We start from the raw sequence: 15,443 nt of genomic DNA on the forward strand, positions 1-15,443 counted from the left end.
CGCTCCTAATGGTTATGCGGGTCAAAGCCGCCTTTCGCTTGCTCTGATGCAACAAAAAAAGCGCCTTCAGTCACCACTTTAGTGCCCTCTAGCACGCCTTTTATTTCACGAAAACCAGCAAAGCGTTGGCCTAGTTCAACTTCTGTCGAAATAAGCTCACCATCTTCATCTTGGACAAACACCGCCCAATCACCGTCAGGGTTTCTCAGTAATGCTTGCTCAGGCACTGCAAGTACTTTTTGCGCAGTGGCAAATTCAAAATACACATCACTGAACATACCCGGGTGCAAAGTATGTTGACTGTTTTTAACACTTAAACGCACCACCCTTGAACGGGTGGCTTGATCTATCGTATGCGCTTCTTGGATCACCGTAGCTGGGTACAATACTTGGTTTACTTTCACTTGCGCCGTAGCCCCTTTGGCAATTTCGATTGTTTGATTTGCGGATAATTTTGCCTCAACCCACAGTAAACTTTCATCGGCAATTAACATCAGCTCAATGCCTGCATTGACTCGCTGGCCTTGGGCAAAGTTATCACTGAGTACAGCACCTGATGTGCCCGCGTAAAGCGTGTATTCACCTAGTTTTTCAGCGGCAATATCTGCACTTTGTGCAATCGCTTTAACTGATAAACCAAAGGCTACCAGCTGACTCTGCGCCACCTCATATTCAGCTTTTGCCGTCAGTAAACGCTTTTCACTCACGGCCCCTTTACCCATCTTTTGCACTCGTTGCCACTCTGCTTTTGCTAATCGATAAGTGGTTTGTGCACTGGCAACCTCAGCACTAAATAAGCTGACCAATGGCGCGCCTGCTTTAATGTGCTGGCCCAGCGTTGCATGACGTTTCACCACGATTGAATCAACCCGTGGCGACAACACATAACTGCTATAGCCATTCGCTTTAATTTCGCCAGGTGCGTACAACTGTGACTTGTAGTTACGTTTTTCTAATGTGCTGATCTGCACATTTGCTAAACGCATCTGAGTCGCAGTTAAACGTACCCCACCTGTTTGCTCGTGCTCTGGCTGCTGCGGCGAAACCGCTTGTTCAGGAGTGCTGTCGTGCGGTGCTTCATCGGCTTCGTGCACGTGCATAGCTTGTACTTGTGCTTCGCTGTGTTCATGCCCGGCTTTAGCATGATCAACATCTTGCGGCACAGATGCGGCTGCCTGTAACACGTTGGCAAACATAAATACGAGGGTAGAAAAAGTAATATTTAAGCGCTTCATAAGGCTGCTCCATCAATCAGGGGACGTGTAAAGGTGGTAATATAATTGCTAAGTTGGCCACTTTGGGTTAACCAATCAACGCTCGCCAATTGGCTTTGCTGAACAATATCAACCCCGGCAAGTAATCCTGAAATACGTTGTTGACGCATGGTTAGGTATTCAGCAGTACTGATATCACCGCTTTGCCATTGTTGCTCAATCAATTCAAGGCTGCTGTCTGCATTTGCTTGATTTATTGACTGCCAACGTTTTACACGCAGCGCATACGCTTGCATTACCTCTTTGCTCGCTTGTGCTTGAAATGTCATGGTGCGCTGTAATGCGCGATATTCAGCTTCTTTAGACATCGCCAGTAATTCAGACGCTTGGTATTCATCACTAAAGTTATTGAAGATATTCAGCGGCATAGAGAAGTTTAAAGAGACAATATTATCGTCGCCATTTTTACCCGCAGCAATCCCTACCGTGGGTTTCACAGCGCGCTCAGCTTTAATCACTTGCACCTGCTGACGCTGGTATTGCCATTGTGACTTCACCAATAATAGCTGCGGATGTTGCAACACATTATCAGTGTCTATATTGGTTTTAATACCAGTAAGTAACTGCTCAGGAGTGAGCGTGGTGTCTTCTTGCCATGTTGGTAACAACACTTGTACTGCTAATTTAGCATCGGCATAGGCACTGGCTTGTTGTGCTGTTTGATTCAAAATTTCAGACAATGAGTACAAGGCCAGTTGCTCATCAAGCAGCCCTACTTCCCCAGCTGCTCTACGGCGTTTAATTACACTAACTAAACGCTCTAGCTGCTGCTCTTGATCTTGTGCGAGTTGAAAAGCCGCTTTGTTGCTACGCCAATTGATAAGCGCAATCATGGTTTGTTCAACAAGTTGTAAATAGCTAAGCTGCAACTGCTGTTGCTGCGCCATTAGCATTAGCTGCGCCGCAGTTAATTGCGCACCTTGTTGATCATTAATATCAAATGTTTGACTCACCCCGAGGCTAAAGTTATTTGCATCGCCCTCTCTTTCCAAGCTCGACTCAAGGTTTGGGTTATACAACGATTGCCCTGCAGCACGAACAGCCGCCGCGGCACTTTGTAACTGCTGATAATCAGCTTGTAAATTTGGATGTTGTTTTAATTGCGTCAACAACCAGTTTAAATCGCTAGCATTAGACGTTGGCGCAGCCAATGTTTTCGAAGCTGCTAATACAGCCACACAAAGGCAAGCAAACCGAAACGGTTTGTTTAAATTCATAACGTATACTCTTACTAAATAAATCGGTGACCAAAATAATGGCCAGCTAAAAAGTTAACTTAGTAAGGTAGCAATAGGAGGGCGTAAATCAGGAATGAGTAAACGAGAGTTGAACGCAGGATCGTTCAAACTAATAATATCGTAACTAGGTAAATTTGCAGGGTGTTGCCATGGTTCAGTAAATAAAACAGAAATATGGCAGACATGGCAATGGGCATCATCAGCGTTATCAGCCAGTGCTTGGCTTAATTGCTGGTGTTGCAGCTGATGAGTATCATGATCATTATTAATCATGCAGTGTTGATCGAGTTCGCTTTGCTGATGTAATAATTGCGAAGTGGTATTAATAGCAGTGTTATGATCAGCCACGTCAAAACTGTCCAGCACAGGCTGAAGAAGTAAAAAGGCTAAAATAAACAACACTGATTGCTTCAAGCAATAAACCCATAGAAATGATCTGCCAATAACTCTAACAGATTTTATTCACCCAGCAAAGAATTTAACCACTTTGCCAGTTTTTCCTAACACTGGCTAATTTAGCAACCGTCATTTAATATTGTGAAATCAGCATAATAAAAATACAGAGAAGCACTAAATATGGGCCACCAGCATTCCCACAGTCATGACACTGACAACCAAAGTGACCGCCAGTTAGGCTTAGCTGTATTTATCAACGTGTTACTAACGGTAGCCCAAGTTGTCGGCGGTGTGGTATCGGGTAGCTTGTCTTTAATTGCCGACGCTCTGCATAACTTAAGTGATGCAGCAGCTATATTTATTGCCCTCATAGCCCGTAAAATTGGCGGTAAACCAGCGGATGAGCGTTATCACTTTGGTTATAAGCGCGCAGAAATTTTAGCCACATTATTGAATAGCACTACGCTTATAATCATAGGTGGTTTTTTAATTATCGAGGCGATCGAAAGTTACTTTAACCCAACCCCAATTGATGGTTGGATTGTTGTTTGGGTGGCCGCATTGGCACTTGTGATTGATATTGGTACGGCGATACTCACCTTCCACGCTGGCGCTAAAAACAGCATGAATATTCGCGCCGCATTCATTCATAATATATCAGATGCGATGGCGTCTATTGTGGTGATTGTAGCGGGATCATTGATCATTCTTTATCAGTGGTACATTGTTGATTTAATAGCGACAATTTTAATTTCCGCTTATGTAATTTATCACGGTGTGTTGTTACTCATTGAAAGCTGTAAAATTTTAATGCAAGCCGCCCCTGACGACTTTGACCGCAACGAGGTAAGCGCTGCGCTGTGTAAACAGTTTGCGATTAAGCAAGTACACAGCCTTAAAGCTTGGCAATTAGATGATAACCAAACTTGCTGCGAACTAGTGCTAACCCCATTTGCTGAACTGGTACTTGCTGACGTTAAAAACTATTTGCATGATGAGTTTGCTATTGAGCATTGCATTATCGAGCGTCGCGAATAACGACAGTGTTGTGGATAATCGTTGCATTTAATCGAATTTTATTGAAAACAGCTCGCGTTCTCATTTATCATCGTATTTTATAATACGTTCAAGGTGTGTGAGTTGTTAAAATTATGGCTACGTCGTACTCATTTAATACTAACATTGGTGAGTGGCTTATTTTTAATTTGTTTAAGTATTACTGGTGCACTACTTGTGTACGCCAAAGACATTCAACGCCTTGTACAGCCAAAGCTGTGGACAGTAGATAACCCCACCAATAATAGTGTGATTGCCTACCCTGTTTTAATCAACACCCTCGCGTTACACACACAACAACCCATCACTTTACTAATGCCAGAGCAAAATCCTGCTTATGCATGGCAAGCGCAGCTTGCCAACAAACAATACGTCAGTGTGGATCCGTATACTGGTGCAGTTATTCATCAGTATGATTATTACAGTACGATTTATGGTTTTACAATGGCACTGCATCGCTGGTTACTTTACGAAGACGGCAACGGTGATCGGCCATTGCGAAACTGGGTATCGGTTTGTGCGCTGATTTTTATTATTAATATGCTTGTTGGCGTCTATATTTGGCTAAAACCCAAAAACCGCTTAAAACGTTTGGTGATCAAACCAAAAGCAAAACTCCGTATTTTGTTATATCAATTGCACACTGTCATTGGTATGTATCTATTTATCCCATTGATATTAATTGCTTTCACTGGTATGGCCTTTAATTGGAAGACACAAACCCAAGCAGTACTAGAGTTTGTAACTCAAAATCAAGTTGAGCCTCGCCCTCCTGCCCCACGCATTGATGTGCCAGACAACATCGATCGAGATAACTTAGCTGTCGCATTACATAATGCTTTACGCGCCTTTCCTGATGCGGAACTGTTTCGTATTTACATGCCAAAAACAGCTAATGAACCACTTGCTTTAAGAGTCAAAAACCCAGGTGAGAGTCACGCTTATAGCTGGGTATGGGCAAATCAATATACTGGCACTGTAGTGCAATCTTATGATGCCTCACGCGCTAATTTCACAACCCAAGCATGGAATTTTCGATATAAGTTTCATATTGGCGACTTTGCAGGGGCATTAGTGCAAATACTGTGGTTATTCATCGCCCTCACCCCTGTACTATTTACTGTTAGTGGCGGTTACTTTTGGTATAAGCGACATTATCGTTAAGGTTGTCTCTAAAACAGTTAACGCTAGTGGTTAAAGCGTAGCTGTGGTAGATGTAGCAAATGGCTCCATCAACTGCTGCGCTTGGTCGGCTTTATTGCTTGTATCTGTATGAACGATTAACACCCACTTTCCTGTACTTGTTGCCCTCCGTACATCACTTATCAGTGGATCATGATCGGGGCGGATTGAAATAAAGCCTGCGACCAGCAAGGCAATAAACACACTGATAGTACAAATTCCAGCGTACGTTTCAAATACAAAATTTTGCATAAATTCTACGTCAACAAAAAGAAAAACACTGCTTATAAGTATGCCTACAACAAGCCCTATCACTGCATAGAATAGGTGCGTTTTTAGTAACGTTTTTCCTATGTTCTTATCTTCAGGCTCTACTTTTTCATCAAAAGCTTGGTCGTAAGGAGAAATGAGATTTATGTTACTTTGCTCAAACTGAGTGTGTTGGCTCAAAGTTTCAAATGCTTTATTTACTTGCTCTTCACTATCAAAAATAGCCGCTACTTTAGTTGCATGTTCTTCGTTATTTATCGTGGTTGTCATCTTTCACCTCCGGGCGAATTTAATAGAGAATTACACCAATAAAATCAACATAGCGTATGCTGCAAAATAAGTACCGTTTGCTTTACACATTATGCGAGTAGCATGTTTCCTAATACGATTTATATAAAAAGCAATTAAGCTATTGATTGACAATATTTAAAATAAATATTGTCATAGTTCAAGAGTAAAACACAAAGCAGGCTTTCAAGATTTGTAGTTTATAAGTGGCATCACCACCACGTAAAACTTACATAATACGGTAAATATTTCAGTTCAACGAATACTCCATGCATGGTAAATTGACTGGGTCTCTCTGGTGTACCGATCTCAATAGCAAAAAGACAATTGATAATAACTATCAATTACCTTGCCTTTACACTTCTTTACACTTATTATTGCGCCAATAAAAATAGCAATATTTTCTCGTTAATTACCTTAGGGATCTTCATGTTAAAAACCTCTTTAAGCTTATTAGCCCTCGCTATAAGCACTACCACTTTCGCTGATGACACAATTAATAAAAACCAACTAACCGACGAGCAAATGGAACGAATTATTGTTTCTGGTAGCCGTGTTTTTGAAAGCATTGATGAAGTCCCTGCATCAATTACCGTAATCAATCAAAAACAAATTGAAGAACACTTGAAAGTAAACCCTGAGCTACAGAGTTTACTTGCGCAGATGGTGCCTGGCCTTGCTCCTGATACAGGCAGTTCAAGTAATACCGGGCAAACACTACGTGGGCGTGCGCCATTAGTGATGATAGACGGTGTGCCGCAATCAACACCACTGCGCAATGGCTCTTTAGGTATTAAAACCTTAGACCCAAGTGCCATAGCCCGTATCGAAGTGATCAAAGGAGCAACCTCTATTTATGGTAATGGTGCATCAGGCGGTATTATCAATTACATCACGAAACAGGCTAAAAGTGATGATAAAACAGCAGGTGAAATAAGCTTATCGAGTCGCTTTAGTGCGGTAAAACTTGAAGAGAGTGCGGGTGCTAGAGTTTCTGCTGCAATTAATGGCCGTGCAAATAAGTTTAGCTATTTAGTCACCGCAAGCTATGAAGAAAATGGCGTACAACGCGATGCAGAGGGTGATATTCTCGGTTTGCAATACGGTTTATCAGACGCTGTCACGCAAAACTATTTTACTAAGTTAGGTTACGATTTTAATGATGATAAGCAATTACAATTTAGTTATAACTACTTCAGCTCGCAACAAAAAACTGATCTAGGTGATATCACCGGCGACATGAGTGTTGGGGAAAAAACCTACGCAATTCATGTACCAGTAGAATTACAAAAACAAGGTAAACCACAAGGTCCTGAAGGCAACGAAAATATCACCTTAAAATACACCGACTACGCGCTGTTTGAAAATACCCAAATGACCTTAGATCTCTACATGCAAGATATTGAGAATGTATTCTTTTATTCACCAAGCCTTGCCAATCCTGACGAGAACTATGACGGTGGTCAGTCTGTTATCAGCTCCGATAAAAAAGGCGCGCGAGCAACATTTAACACACAAATTGATTTTGAGTCTGTAGCAGCTACCTTCATTTATGGTATTGATGCACTAAACGATGTGACTTCACAGCCATTGGTCGATGGACGAGTCTGGGTACCTGAAATGGATATGCAAAGTGTCGCTGGCTTTTTACAAACTAAATGGGTAATTGCGGATGATCTCATAGTCAAAGCTGGTGTGCGTCAAGAAAGCATCGACTTAAGCGTAGATGATTACCGCACACTTAAACTATGTAAAACACCAACCCAGTGCTCTGTGCCAATTAACGTCAAAGGGGATACCATTGATTACGACGCCACTACCTATAATTTTGGCATTAAATACAATCTGAATGAAAAATTCAGCCCATTTATAAGTTACTCACAAGGCTCTGATATATCAGATGTTGGCCTACTACTTCGCGCAGCCACAGTGAGCGATATTGGCCTTATTCAAACGCAAGCCTCAATTATAGACAACTACGAAATTGGTTTTAACTCACAATTTGACACTCTTCGTATTGAGGTCGCAGCCTACCGCAGCACTTCAGAGCTTGGTACTAGCAATCAATTTAATGAAGTAACCGGCGTTTACGAACCTGTACGTGCCCCACAAGAAATTTGGGGTTACGAAGCACTGGTAGATTATACTATTGCCGCGAACCTTAAATTACTAGCCACGTATAGTTATGTTGAAGGCAAAAACACCGAAGCAGATATTTACTTAGGCTCAAAACAGATCAGCCCGCCAAAGGCAACTGCAAACCTAAACTGGCAACCGAGCGATGAAATGTCATTCACTTTAAGTTACCTGTATGTTGGCGATAGAAAGCGCTTTGGTGCAAACGATGATGGCAAGTATGTGGGTGACCAAGGTCCTGTCGATAGCTACAATATCTTTAACTTAAGCGGCCAATACCAATTTGCTAATAATTGGCAAAGCTTTGTAGGTATTGAAAACCTATTTAACGCAGACTACTTCCCAGCACGTGCACAGTCTTATACATACGGCGGTTACAATATTAAAGGACTTGGTACCACAGCTACAGTCGGCGTTAAATATCAATTCTAACCCCTGATCACCTCACTCGTTCATTACCGTGAGTAATGAACGAGACTCTATTAATTTCACTTCTAACTTTCATAGCACCTGACACCTAAAGAAGTGTCTACTTTTATGGAGTCAGAGCATTCATCTTTCATCTTTCATCTTTCATCTTTCATCTTTCATCTTTCATCTTTCATCTTTCATCTTTCATCTTTCATCATAAATATAAATAGCAATCTGTTCATAAAGCAACCAACAATGCAAACTTAAACGAGAATCAAAATCAATAGTAACCGACTGATTTTCAAGGAAAATACTTGCAATAACTGATTTTTATACTACACTAGCAGCATTAAGCATTCTAAGAGGCCACCATTATGAAAGGTAATCAAAAAGTTATCGACAGCTTTAACAAGCTATTAGCCAATGAACTTGCTGCTATTGATCAGTACTTTATCCATTCTCGCATGTACGACGATTGGGGGTTAGATAAACTTTACGTTCGCCTTAACCATGAAATGGAAGAAGAAAAAGACCACGCCGACTGGCTAATCAAGCGTATTCTATTTCTCGAAGGTGTACCAAATATGACCAAGCGCCGTGATTTAATTATTGGTCATGATGTGAAAAGCATGATGCAAAACGATCTAACTTTAGAGCTTGAAGTTGTTGAATGCGTTAAAGAAGTCATTGCTGTATGCGAGCAAGAAAAAGATTACCAATCACGTGAAGTCTTAGAGAAGCTGTTATTCGACACTGAAGAAGATCATGTTTATTGGTTAGAACAACAACTTGGTTTAATTGATAAAATTGGTAGTCAAAACTACCATCAATCACAAATGGGCGAATAGGAGCTAGATTATGAAAGGCGATAAAGACGTTCTTGTTGCATTAAATAAAGTATTGGCAAATGAGTTAGTCGCAATTAACCAATACTTTTTACATGCCCGTATGTTTAAAGATTTTGGCTTTACTGCGTTAGATAAAGCCGATTATAAAACCTCAATTCAAAAAATGAAAAACGCTGACCGTTTAATTGAGCGTATTCTATTTTTAGAAGGCTTACCTAACCTTCAAGATCTTGGCCGTTTACGCATTGGTGAAAACAGCGAAGAAATGATTGCTTGCAATATGGCCTTTGAACTTGATTCACTTGTTGATCTTAAAGACGCAATCAAACTTGCTGAAAGCAAAAAAGATTATATCAGCCGTGAAGCGCTGGATAACATTTTGAACGAGCAAGAAGAGCAAATCGATTGGCTTGAAACACAACAACAGTTGATCAAAAGCACCGGTATTGAAAACTACCTACAATCGCAAATGTAATTTATTAACTATTGCAAAAAGCAGCCTAGGCTGCTTTTTTTATGCCTAACTTTTAAGCATTTCGCAACATGAAAAATTATACCAATCGTGTTAAGTTACTGACCATTTATAGCGACAGATAAATGGAGTGATAACAAGGCATAAATTTTGACATGTAGTTGTTCTACATGAAAAATTTATAACGCAGTTAGCGCTTTATTTAGCCCGCTAGAATGGTTAAATATTTAAGTCGATTGGTATTACAACGCATCCTCTATTGGAAATAGTGACATAAACCACACCTGAAAACGACGCCATCTAGATGTTTGTGGTTCATTATCAAATGTTTCACCTGTCACTGTATCATGCCATAGCAACTTATCTTCCGTTGCACTTTTGAGTGTTAATTGCCACGCAAAAAGATCCATTTTAGAATCAACCCAATCACTTAGCATCATACTCAGTTTTTCACTGTGTACCAGCACCCCCATTTCAGTGTTTAAATCAAATGAGCGAGGGTCTAAATTAAGTGAACCAACAAAAATCAGGCTATCATCAATCGTCATAGTTTTAGCATGTAAACTCGCTTGCGATGAACCTGTTTTACGCATTTTATTATTTGGGATCTCAAGTGCCGCTAAATCGCTGGGCTTTAACTCCCACAATTTCACACCACCGCGTAATAAAGCTGCACGGTAATGACCGTAACCGGCATGTACAGCAGCAACATCTGTCGCCGCCAACGAATTAGTTAGTACAATGACTTCAACCCCTTGTTCTACCCACTCAGTTAATCGTTTAACACCTTGCTCTTGCGGAATAAAGTAAGGAGAAACAATAATGACTTTGCGTTCAGGTTTACCCATCGCTTTAAAAAGGTGCGGTGACATATTGGCTGAGCGCTGCTCTACTTCATTGAGTAACTTATCAGGGTGATCATAAAAAATCTCCGCCTTTTGCCAATCCAAGTTTAAATGGCCAGTACCAAGCATTGTAACCAAATTACTAGCTCTTAAACGCTGTACATAGTTACTTTCATGATTTTGCTTAACGTAGTTATCTAAATAGTCTCCCACCTTCTGCAATGCCATATCATCACTTTCACCTCTGAGAGACTGGATCGGGTAAGCCAGTTCATGATTCCAATAAAGATCAAAGGCAGTTGAAGCCTCAGGTACAATTTTACCAACCGCTAACACATCCAAGTCAATAAACTCCGCATGGTCCTCAGCAGCGTAATAAGCATTACCCATATTCCTACCACCGGTGATAAATACTTGATTATCAACTATAAAACTTTTGTTATGCATGCGCCGTGACAACAGCTTAAAATTAGTAATAAAACCAAGAGCTGGTAGGCTACGATTAGGAAAAGGATTAAATAACCGAACGGAAAAATTTGGATGATGAGCTAATGCACCTAGATCAAAGGCACTATCTGCTTGAGACATATCATCGAGTAACAATCGAACTCTTACGCCTCGTTTAGCTGCCGCCAATAAATAAGCAGTAAATAGCTTAGTCGTTTGCTGACGATGGTACAAATAATATTGTACATCAATAGTATGTTGCGCCGACTCAATTAACGCTAAGCGCGCTACAAAGGCATCAACCCCATCAGCAAGCGGATAAAAACCCGATAAATCAGTGTGGTTATAACCCACTAAATCTCCTAAATTACTTTGCTTATCAGCATCAATAGCATAACTGGGAATAATCATATCTCTAGATGGTAAACTTGCGCAACCAAGCATGCAAATTAAGATACTAAGCACACATAGCCATTTAGGCAAATCTTTAAAACGCATTGTAAATCCAGCAATCCCTACAGTGTATTAACTATAACGTGGAATTGCAGATACTGAAAATAATGGCGAAAAATAGTAGGAATAAGAAGGATTAAGCAACTTGATCGGTAATATCAGCAATTTCAATAAGCTTACGATTGAGGATCTTTTTAGTACAGCCGCAGCATTTACCGCACTGACTGCCGACTTTAAGCTCTTTGGAAAGCTCGCGCATAGTTGTCGCGCCGTCGTCGATTGTTTGTTCAATTTTTTTATCTGTCACACCGTGACATAAACAGATATACATGAATGAAAAACACTCTCACTTAGATTTGAAACTGCATATTAATCTAAACGTAAACAGTTCGCAATTAGTATTTTGTAAAATTGAGAATTATTTTCATTTTTTGGTCAGCGCCACTTAAATTGAGAATTCGCGGCAGCTTGAGAATTGTTTTAATTTTATGCAATTTATGCCACTCAAAATGAGATTTATAGATCTTATTAAAGCCTTCTGTTGTGCCATATAAATCGAGATTCATTTATTTTAACAAGCTTCTAAACTGTGCCCTTCAAGTCGAGATTGATTGTTCTCATGAAGCTCTTAAATTTAAGTAAGATTAGCTTTGGTAAATAAGTAGGTGAGTTTATAAATTGATCTTATAAAGGCTTTAGAAGCCATTATGAATAAATATGGGATTTATAGAAGTGTTTCTATTTCCGGTTTGTGCCACGAGCTGTCATTCATGATTAACTCGTTTTTGTCCATAGACGGGTTATAAATATAACTCTCCTGCGCCCTATTGTGAGCTTGCACAAATACTTAGTGACAAGTAGTGCCGCCGAAATCATCTTACTTTTGTTCATGTTTGACAGTAAGTGGCAGTGACAGCCCCCCCTATTTTTAGTTTCACAACAAACACTCCAGTCTCCTTTTTTCGTAACTATGTAGCTATAGTATTTAACGGCAACCAATATTTGGAGTTCTGATTACCTACTAAAGGTGTCGTTTTTGTTCAATCTATTAAGCTTCCCATCACCTATTATTTGCAGCATATAAGGCAGCACATCTTCTTTGGTGCGTTTCTTTTTCGCAATAATGCTACAGCTATAAGCAGGATCAACACTCATGTTAGAAATTAGGCCAATTGAAAACTTAAAAGTAATTAACGAACTAAAAATACAGTATTTTGAAAAATCGACAGCGCCACTTGATGGTATGTGGCACTTTGGTTTTATTCCCATGTCTTCTCATTTTGGTTTTTATGAGGACGATACTTTAGTTGGGTACTGCTGCATTAACGGAGATGGCTATATGTTGCAGTTTTATCTGTCGCAGGCAGCCAAAACTAAGGCGAAAGAACTGTTTACTTTGATTGCAGAGCAAAATAGCTCAGTGATTGGTTCCATTAAAGGTGCATTTGTGAGTACAGCTGAACCTCACTATCTATCACTTTGTTTAGATAATTCATCTTCATTTAAAGTAAATGCTTTAATGTATCAACAAGTTACACCATTTATTTCTGAAAACGTAACAAACTTGAATTTAACTCTTGCAAGTCAGGAACAATTGGCTGAGTTCGTTGAATTTGCAGTAAGTAATATTGGTGCTCCAGCACAATGGTTGTTTGAGTACTTCAGTAATCTAATAAAACGAGAAGAGCTTCGGGGATATTGGAGGGATGGGAAGTTAGTAGCAACGGGTGAGTGTCGTCTGTTTGATGAACACCAGACTCAATATGCAGACTTAGGAATGATTGTAGCAGAGTCAGAACGAGGTCAGGGGATTGCCACTCGTGTACTAAACAGTTTGGTAAATGTAGCCAATGAACGCGGCTTAATTCCTATCTGTTCGACTGAAAGTGGCAACTTTAGCGCTCAAAAAGCGATACAGCGAGCGGGGCTTGAACCATTAAACCGAATTATCCAGATTGAATTTGACAATTAATAGTCAGTTAATGGGTAAGCCCTTGAGCCAATCTGCTCAGGGCTTATTTATGAAAATGCTAACCTAGCGTATAGTGAGAGTAGATACCGCGAACTGATTGAGAATATTATGATCCATTGGTTAAAGCCTTCAAAAATACCAGAAGTTGCCAAATACATTGAGTGTTATTGGCTTATTGAAAAACTTCCCGATGCCAAGAGTTTCGATTATCCGAAATTAAACCCAGATCCATCCGCTCATCTGATCATTTCTCCCGCTAAACAGCATTACTATTACAATATGAACCCGGGATCGGCTGGTGGCAAAGGAAGCCACTGGTTGTTTCCCCATCATCAAACGCTTCAACTTGATCACTCAAAACCTTTTATCCATCTTGGAATCAAGTTTCGTATTGGCGCTTTTTATTCACTGAAACTATTCTCAGGTCAACAGCCACTGCTTGATTGCGTTGAAGAAGTTCAGCTAAGTAAACTGTTTTCTGAGCTGTCTGAGGGAGAGATGAAACTAATTGAGCTGGCACGAAGTGATCCAGATCTGTGTTGTAACAAATTGGATAGTTTGTTTTTGCCGTTGGCTTTAAACAGTCATGAGGATCAGCACAGCGAAATTACACGCAAAGCTCTTCAGACGTTAGACTCAGGATCAATTTCTGAACTGGGTAACCATCTATATTGCTCACAACGTACAGTAGAAAGAAGCTTTAACAGGGTGACAGGTTTAACGTTAAAACAGTGTCAGTCTATGAATAAACTTGAGGTTATGCTGGAGTACCTTTACCAACGTGATTCTGATGATATTGATTGGGTCGAGATTGCATTTCGGTTTGGCTTTAGCGATCAACCTCACCTCATTCGCTACTTAAAAAAACAAATTGGCGTAACACCTAAAACATACGAAAAAGAGCGTGGTTTAACGATTGATGTGTATGGTGGTGTTAGCTCTACGTAATCTGTCGGAAATGTTCAATCAAATCGGTTGTCGTTCAACTATTATGCCCCGAACGATTTGATGAGACAGTAATATGAACAACTTAGCTCCTACCCTTGAGCAGCTTGGGTGGAAACCTTTTTTTCAGCAACAAGTAAATCTAAAAGAGTTAAGCAACCTAACCATTGGGCGGGTTGCTGAACAGCACAGAGACCGCATTATAGTGGTGTCCCCGAAAGGACAATCAAGTTTAAGACCTATGCCTTTTGATAAAAGTGTTTGCGTAGGCGACTGGGTACTATTTGATGACACATTAAGAATATGTAAGCGCTTGGAACGCCAGTCTTTATTTGAACGAAAAGCACCAGGATCAAAAGTGTCAGCACAGCTCATCGCTGCCAATATTGATACCGCCATGATTGTCTGCTCTGTCAATTATGATTTTAGTCTTAACCGAATAGAGCGGTACTTAGCCAGCGCTCGAGAAGCTAAGGTTGAGCCAGTAGTCATCCTTACTAAAGCGGATTTATGTGAAGACTCTGATATCAAACGACTACAAGTTCAAAAACTCGACCCAATGCTTGTCGTTTACACCATAAATGCGTTGGATAAGCAAGATATCAAGCAGCTTGAAAGCTACTGCAATAACGGTAGTACTCTGGCCTTTTTAGGTTCATCTGGAGTCGGAAAATCGACTCTGGTTAACGCGTTAGTTGGTTATGAGTCTCAGCAGACAGGCGAAATTAGGGAAGAAGATAGCAAAGGCAGGCATACCACGACACATAGAGCATTAAAAGTTCTTCCTCAAGGTGGGATTCTTATGGACACACCTGGAATGCGTGAACTACAGCTCAGTAGTTGCGAACAGGGAGTGAGCGAAACTTTCAGCGAAATAGGTGAATTTGCAGATAAGTGCCGTTTCTCTGATTGTGCGCATATGGCTGAACCCGGGTGTGCGATTCAACAAGCAATTAAAGATGGACTCCTGTCAGAACGACGTCTGCATAGTTACCAAAAACTGATGCGAGAACAGGCTCTGAACGGAGCATCGTTGGCAGAAAAAAGATCGAAAGATAAGGCATTTGGGAAGTTAATAAATAGCACTCAGAATGCATCTCGGCAATATAAAAAAGGTTATTAACAGTAATTCGCTCCATTACAGAGTATTGAAGCGTCAAACAATGGAGTTGGGTTCGTTGACTTTTTAGATATATCAATTAAGAACAAC

14 protein-coding genes are annotated in these 15,443 nt (G+C 40.4%); 8 read left to right on the plus strand and 6 right to left on the minus strand.

Annotation, left to right across the window (positions count from 1 at the left end; genetic code table 11):
* Positions 1-5 precede the first annotated feature (5 nt).
* From PHAL_RS0102510 to PHAL_RS0102520, 3 genes are read right to left on the minus strand one after another with little or no spacing between them, the layout of a single operon-like run.
* Positions 6-1,235: an efflux RND transporter periplasmic adaptor subunit gene (locus PHAL_RS0102510; protein WP_016706834.1), complete on the minus strand. Its 1,230-nt coding sequence runs from the start codon at positions 1,233-1,235 to the stop codon at positions 6-8.
* Positions 1,232-2,491: a TolC family protein gene (locus tag PHAL_RS0102515; protein ID WP_016706835.1), complete on the minus strand. Its 1,260-nt coding sequence runs from the start codon at positions 2,489-2,491 to the stop codon at positions 1,232-1,234. The genes PHAL_RS0102510 and PHAL_RS0102515 overlap by 4 nt, the downstream gene beginning before the upstream one ends.
* 54 nt (positions 2,492-2,545) lie before the next feature.
* Positions 2,546-2,926 carry a hypothetical protein gene (locus tag PHAL_RS0102520; RefSeq protein WP_036980284.1) on the minus strand — a complete coding sequence of 127 codons (381 nt, stop codon included), beginning with the start codon at positions 2,924-2,926 and terminating at the stop codon, positions 2,546-2,548.
* A 162-nt stretch (positions 2,927-3,088) separates the two neighbouring features.
* Between PHAL_RS0102520 and PHAL_RS0102525 the strand changes: the two genes are divergently transcribed.
* Both PHAL_RS0102525 and PHAL_RS0102530 read left to right on the plus strand, forming a co-directional pair.
* The gene (locus PHAL_RS0102525; protein ID WP_016706837.1) at positions 3,089-3,946 is read left to right on the plus strand and encodes a cation diffusion facilitator family transporter; all 858 of its coding nucleotides are present in this window, start codon (positions 3,089-3,091) and stop codon (positions 3,944-3,946) included.
* A 102-nt stretch (positions 3,947-4,048) separates the two neighbouring features.
* Complete coding sequence (locus PHAL_RS0102530; RefSeq protein ID WP_016706838.1) at positions 4,049-5,128, plus strand: PepSY-associated TM helix domain-containing protein; 1,080 nt, start codon at positions 4,049-4,051, stop codon at positions 5,126-5,128.
* 30 nt (positions 5,129-5,158) lie between these two features.
* On the opposite strand, the gene PHAL_RS0102535 is transcribed toward PHAL_RS0102530, so the two are convergent.
* Positions 5,159-5,686 carry a hypothetical protein gene (locus PHAL_RS0102535; RefSeq protein ID WP_016706839.1) on the minus strand — a complete coding sequence of 176 codons (528 nt, stop codon included), beginning with the start codon at positions 5,684-5,686 and terminating at the stop codon, positions 5,159-5,161.
* 447 nt (positions 5,687-6,133) lie between these two features.
* Between PHAL_RS0102535 and PHAL_RS0102540 the strand changes: the two genes are divergently transcribed.
* The 3 genes from PHAL_RS0102540 to bfr (PHAL_RS0102550) all read left to right on the plus strand — a co-directional run bounded on the left by PHAL_RS0102540 (position 6,134) and on the right by bfr (PHAL_RS0102550) (position 9,574).
* Entirely contained in the window at positions 6,134-8,272 is a 2,139-nt protein-coding gene (locus tag PHAL_RS0102540) for a TonB-dependent receptor (protein WP_016706840.1), read from the plus strand.
* Positions 8,273-8,625: 353 nt separating this feature from the next.
* Positions 8,626-9,099: a bacterioferritin gene (gene bfr / locus PHAL_RS0102545; RefSeq protein WP_016706841.1), complete on the plus strand. Its 474-nt coding sequence runs from the start codon at positions 8,626-8,628 to the stop codon at positions 9,097-9,099.
* Positions 9,100-9,109: 10 nt separating this feature from the next.
* Complete coding sequence (gene bfr, locus PHAL_RS0102550; RefSeq protein WP_016706842.1) at positions 9,110-9,574, plus strand: bacterioferritin; 465 nt, start codon at positions 9,110-9,112, stop codon at positions 9,572-9,574.
* 239 nt (positions 9,575-9,813) lie between these two features.
* Here bfr (PHAL_RS0102550) and PHAL_RS22715 read toward each other — a convergent pair whose 3' ends face one another.
* Both PHAL_RS22715 and PHAL_RS0102560 read right to left on the minus strand, forming a co-directional pair.
* A complete protein-coding gene (locus tag PHAL_RS22715; RefSeq protein WP_016706843.1) occupies positions 9,814-11,361 on the minus strand; it encodes a phospholipase D family protein in 1,548 nt (515 codons plus the stop codon).
* Positions 11,362-11,452: 91 nt separating this feature from the next.
* Positions 11,453-11,647 (minus strand): (2Fe-2S)-binding protein, encoded by a 195-nt coding sequence (locus tag PHAL_RS0102560; RefSeq protein ID WP_016706844.1) that lies wholly within the window; start codon positions 11,645-11,647, stop codon positions 11,453-11,455.
* A gap of 822 nt (positions 11,648-12,469) precedes the next feature.
* Between PHAL_RS0102560 and PHAL_RS0102575 the strand changes: the two genes are divergently transcribed.
* The 3 genes from PHAL_RS0102575 (at position 12,470) to rsgA (ending at position 15,356) form a co-directional block, all read left to right on the plus strand.
* Positions 12,470-13,288: a GNAT family N-acetyltransferase gene (locus PHAL_RS0102575; protein ID WP_016706847.1), complete on the plus strand. Its 819-nt coding sequence runs from the start codon at positions 12,470-12,472 to the stop codon at positions 13,286-13,288.
* Between the two features lie 108 nt (positions 13,289-13,396).
* Positions 13,397-14,236, plus strand: a complete 840-nt coding sequence (locus PHAL_RS0102580; RefSeq protein ID WP_016706848.1) for a helix-turn-helix domain-containing protein — start codon at positions 13,397-13,399, stop codon at positions 14,234-14,236.
* Positions 14,237-14,309: 73 nt separating this feature from the next.
* Complete coding sequence (gene rsgA, locus PHAL_RS0102585; protein WP_016706849.1) at positions 14,310-15,356, plus strand: ribosome small subunit-dependent GTPase A; 1,047 nt, start codon at positions 14,310-14,312, stop codon at positions 15,354-15,356.
* Positions 15,357-15,443: the final 87 nt, after the last annotated feature.

Source organism: Pseudoalteromonas haloplanktis ATCC 14393 (assembly GCF_000238355.1).
Lineage (GTDB): Bacteria > Pseudomonadota > Gammaproteobacteria > Enterobacterales > Alteromonadaceae > Pseudoalteromonas > Pseudoalteromonas haloplanktis.

Excerpts from the sequence above, each read along its gene's own strand:
- PHAL_RS0102510 (WP_016706834.1), bottom strand. The coding sequence starts at position 1,235 with ATGAAGCGCTTAAATATTACTTTTTCTACCCTCGTATTTATGTTTGCC.
- PHAL_RS0102575 (WP_016706847.1), top strand. The coding sequence starts at position 12,470 with ATGTTAGAAATTAGGCCAATTGAAAACTTAAAAGTAATTAACGAACTA.
- PHAL_RS0102525 (WP_016706837.1), top strand. The coding sequence starts at position 3,089 with ATGGGCCACCAGCATTCCCACAGTCATGACACTGACAACCAAAGTGAC.
- PHAL_RS22715 (WP_016706843.1), bottom strand. The coding sequence starts at position 11,361 with ATGCGTTTTAAAGATTTGCCTAAATGGCTATGTGTGCTTAGTATCTTA.
- rsgA (WP_016706849.1), top strand. The coding sequence starts at position 14,310 with ATGAACAACTTAGCTCCTACCCTTGAGCAGCTTGGGTGGAAACCTTTT.
- PHAL_RS0102535 (WP_016706839.1), bottom strand. The coding sequence starts at position 5,686 with ATGACAACCACGATAAATAACGAAGAACATGCAACTAAAGTAGCGGCT.
- bfr (WP_016706841.1), top strand. The coding sequence starts at position 8,626 with ATGAAAGGTAATCAAAAAGTTATCGACAGCTTTAACAAGCTATTAGCC.
- PHAL_RS0102540 (WP_016706840.1), top strand. The coding sequence starts at position 6,134 with ATGTTAAAAACCTCTTTAAGCTTATTAGCCCTCGCTATAAGCACTACC.
- bfr (WP_016706842.1), top strand. The coding sequence starts at position 9,110 with ATGAAAGGCGATAAAGACGTTCTTGTTGCATTAAATAAAGTATTGGCA.
- PHAL_RS0102560 (WP_016706844.1), bottom strand. The coding sequence starts at position 11,647 with ATGTATATCTGTTTATGTCACGGTGTGACAGATAAAAAAATTGAACAA.
- PHAL_RS0102515 (WP_016706835.1), bottom strand. The coding sequence starts at position 2,491 with ATGAATTTAAACAAACCGTTTCGGTTTGCTTGCCTTTGTGTGGCTGTA.
- PHAL_RS0102580 (WP_016706848.1), top strand. The coding sequence starts at position 13,397 with ATGATCCATTGGTTAAAGCCTTCAAAAATACCAGAAGTTGCCAAATAC.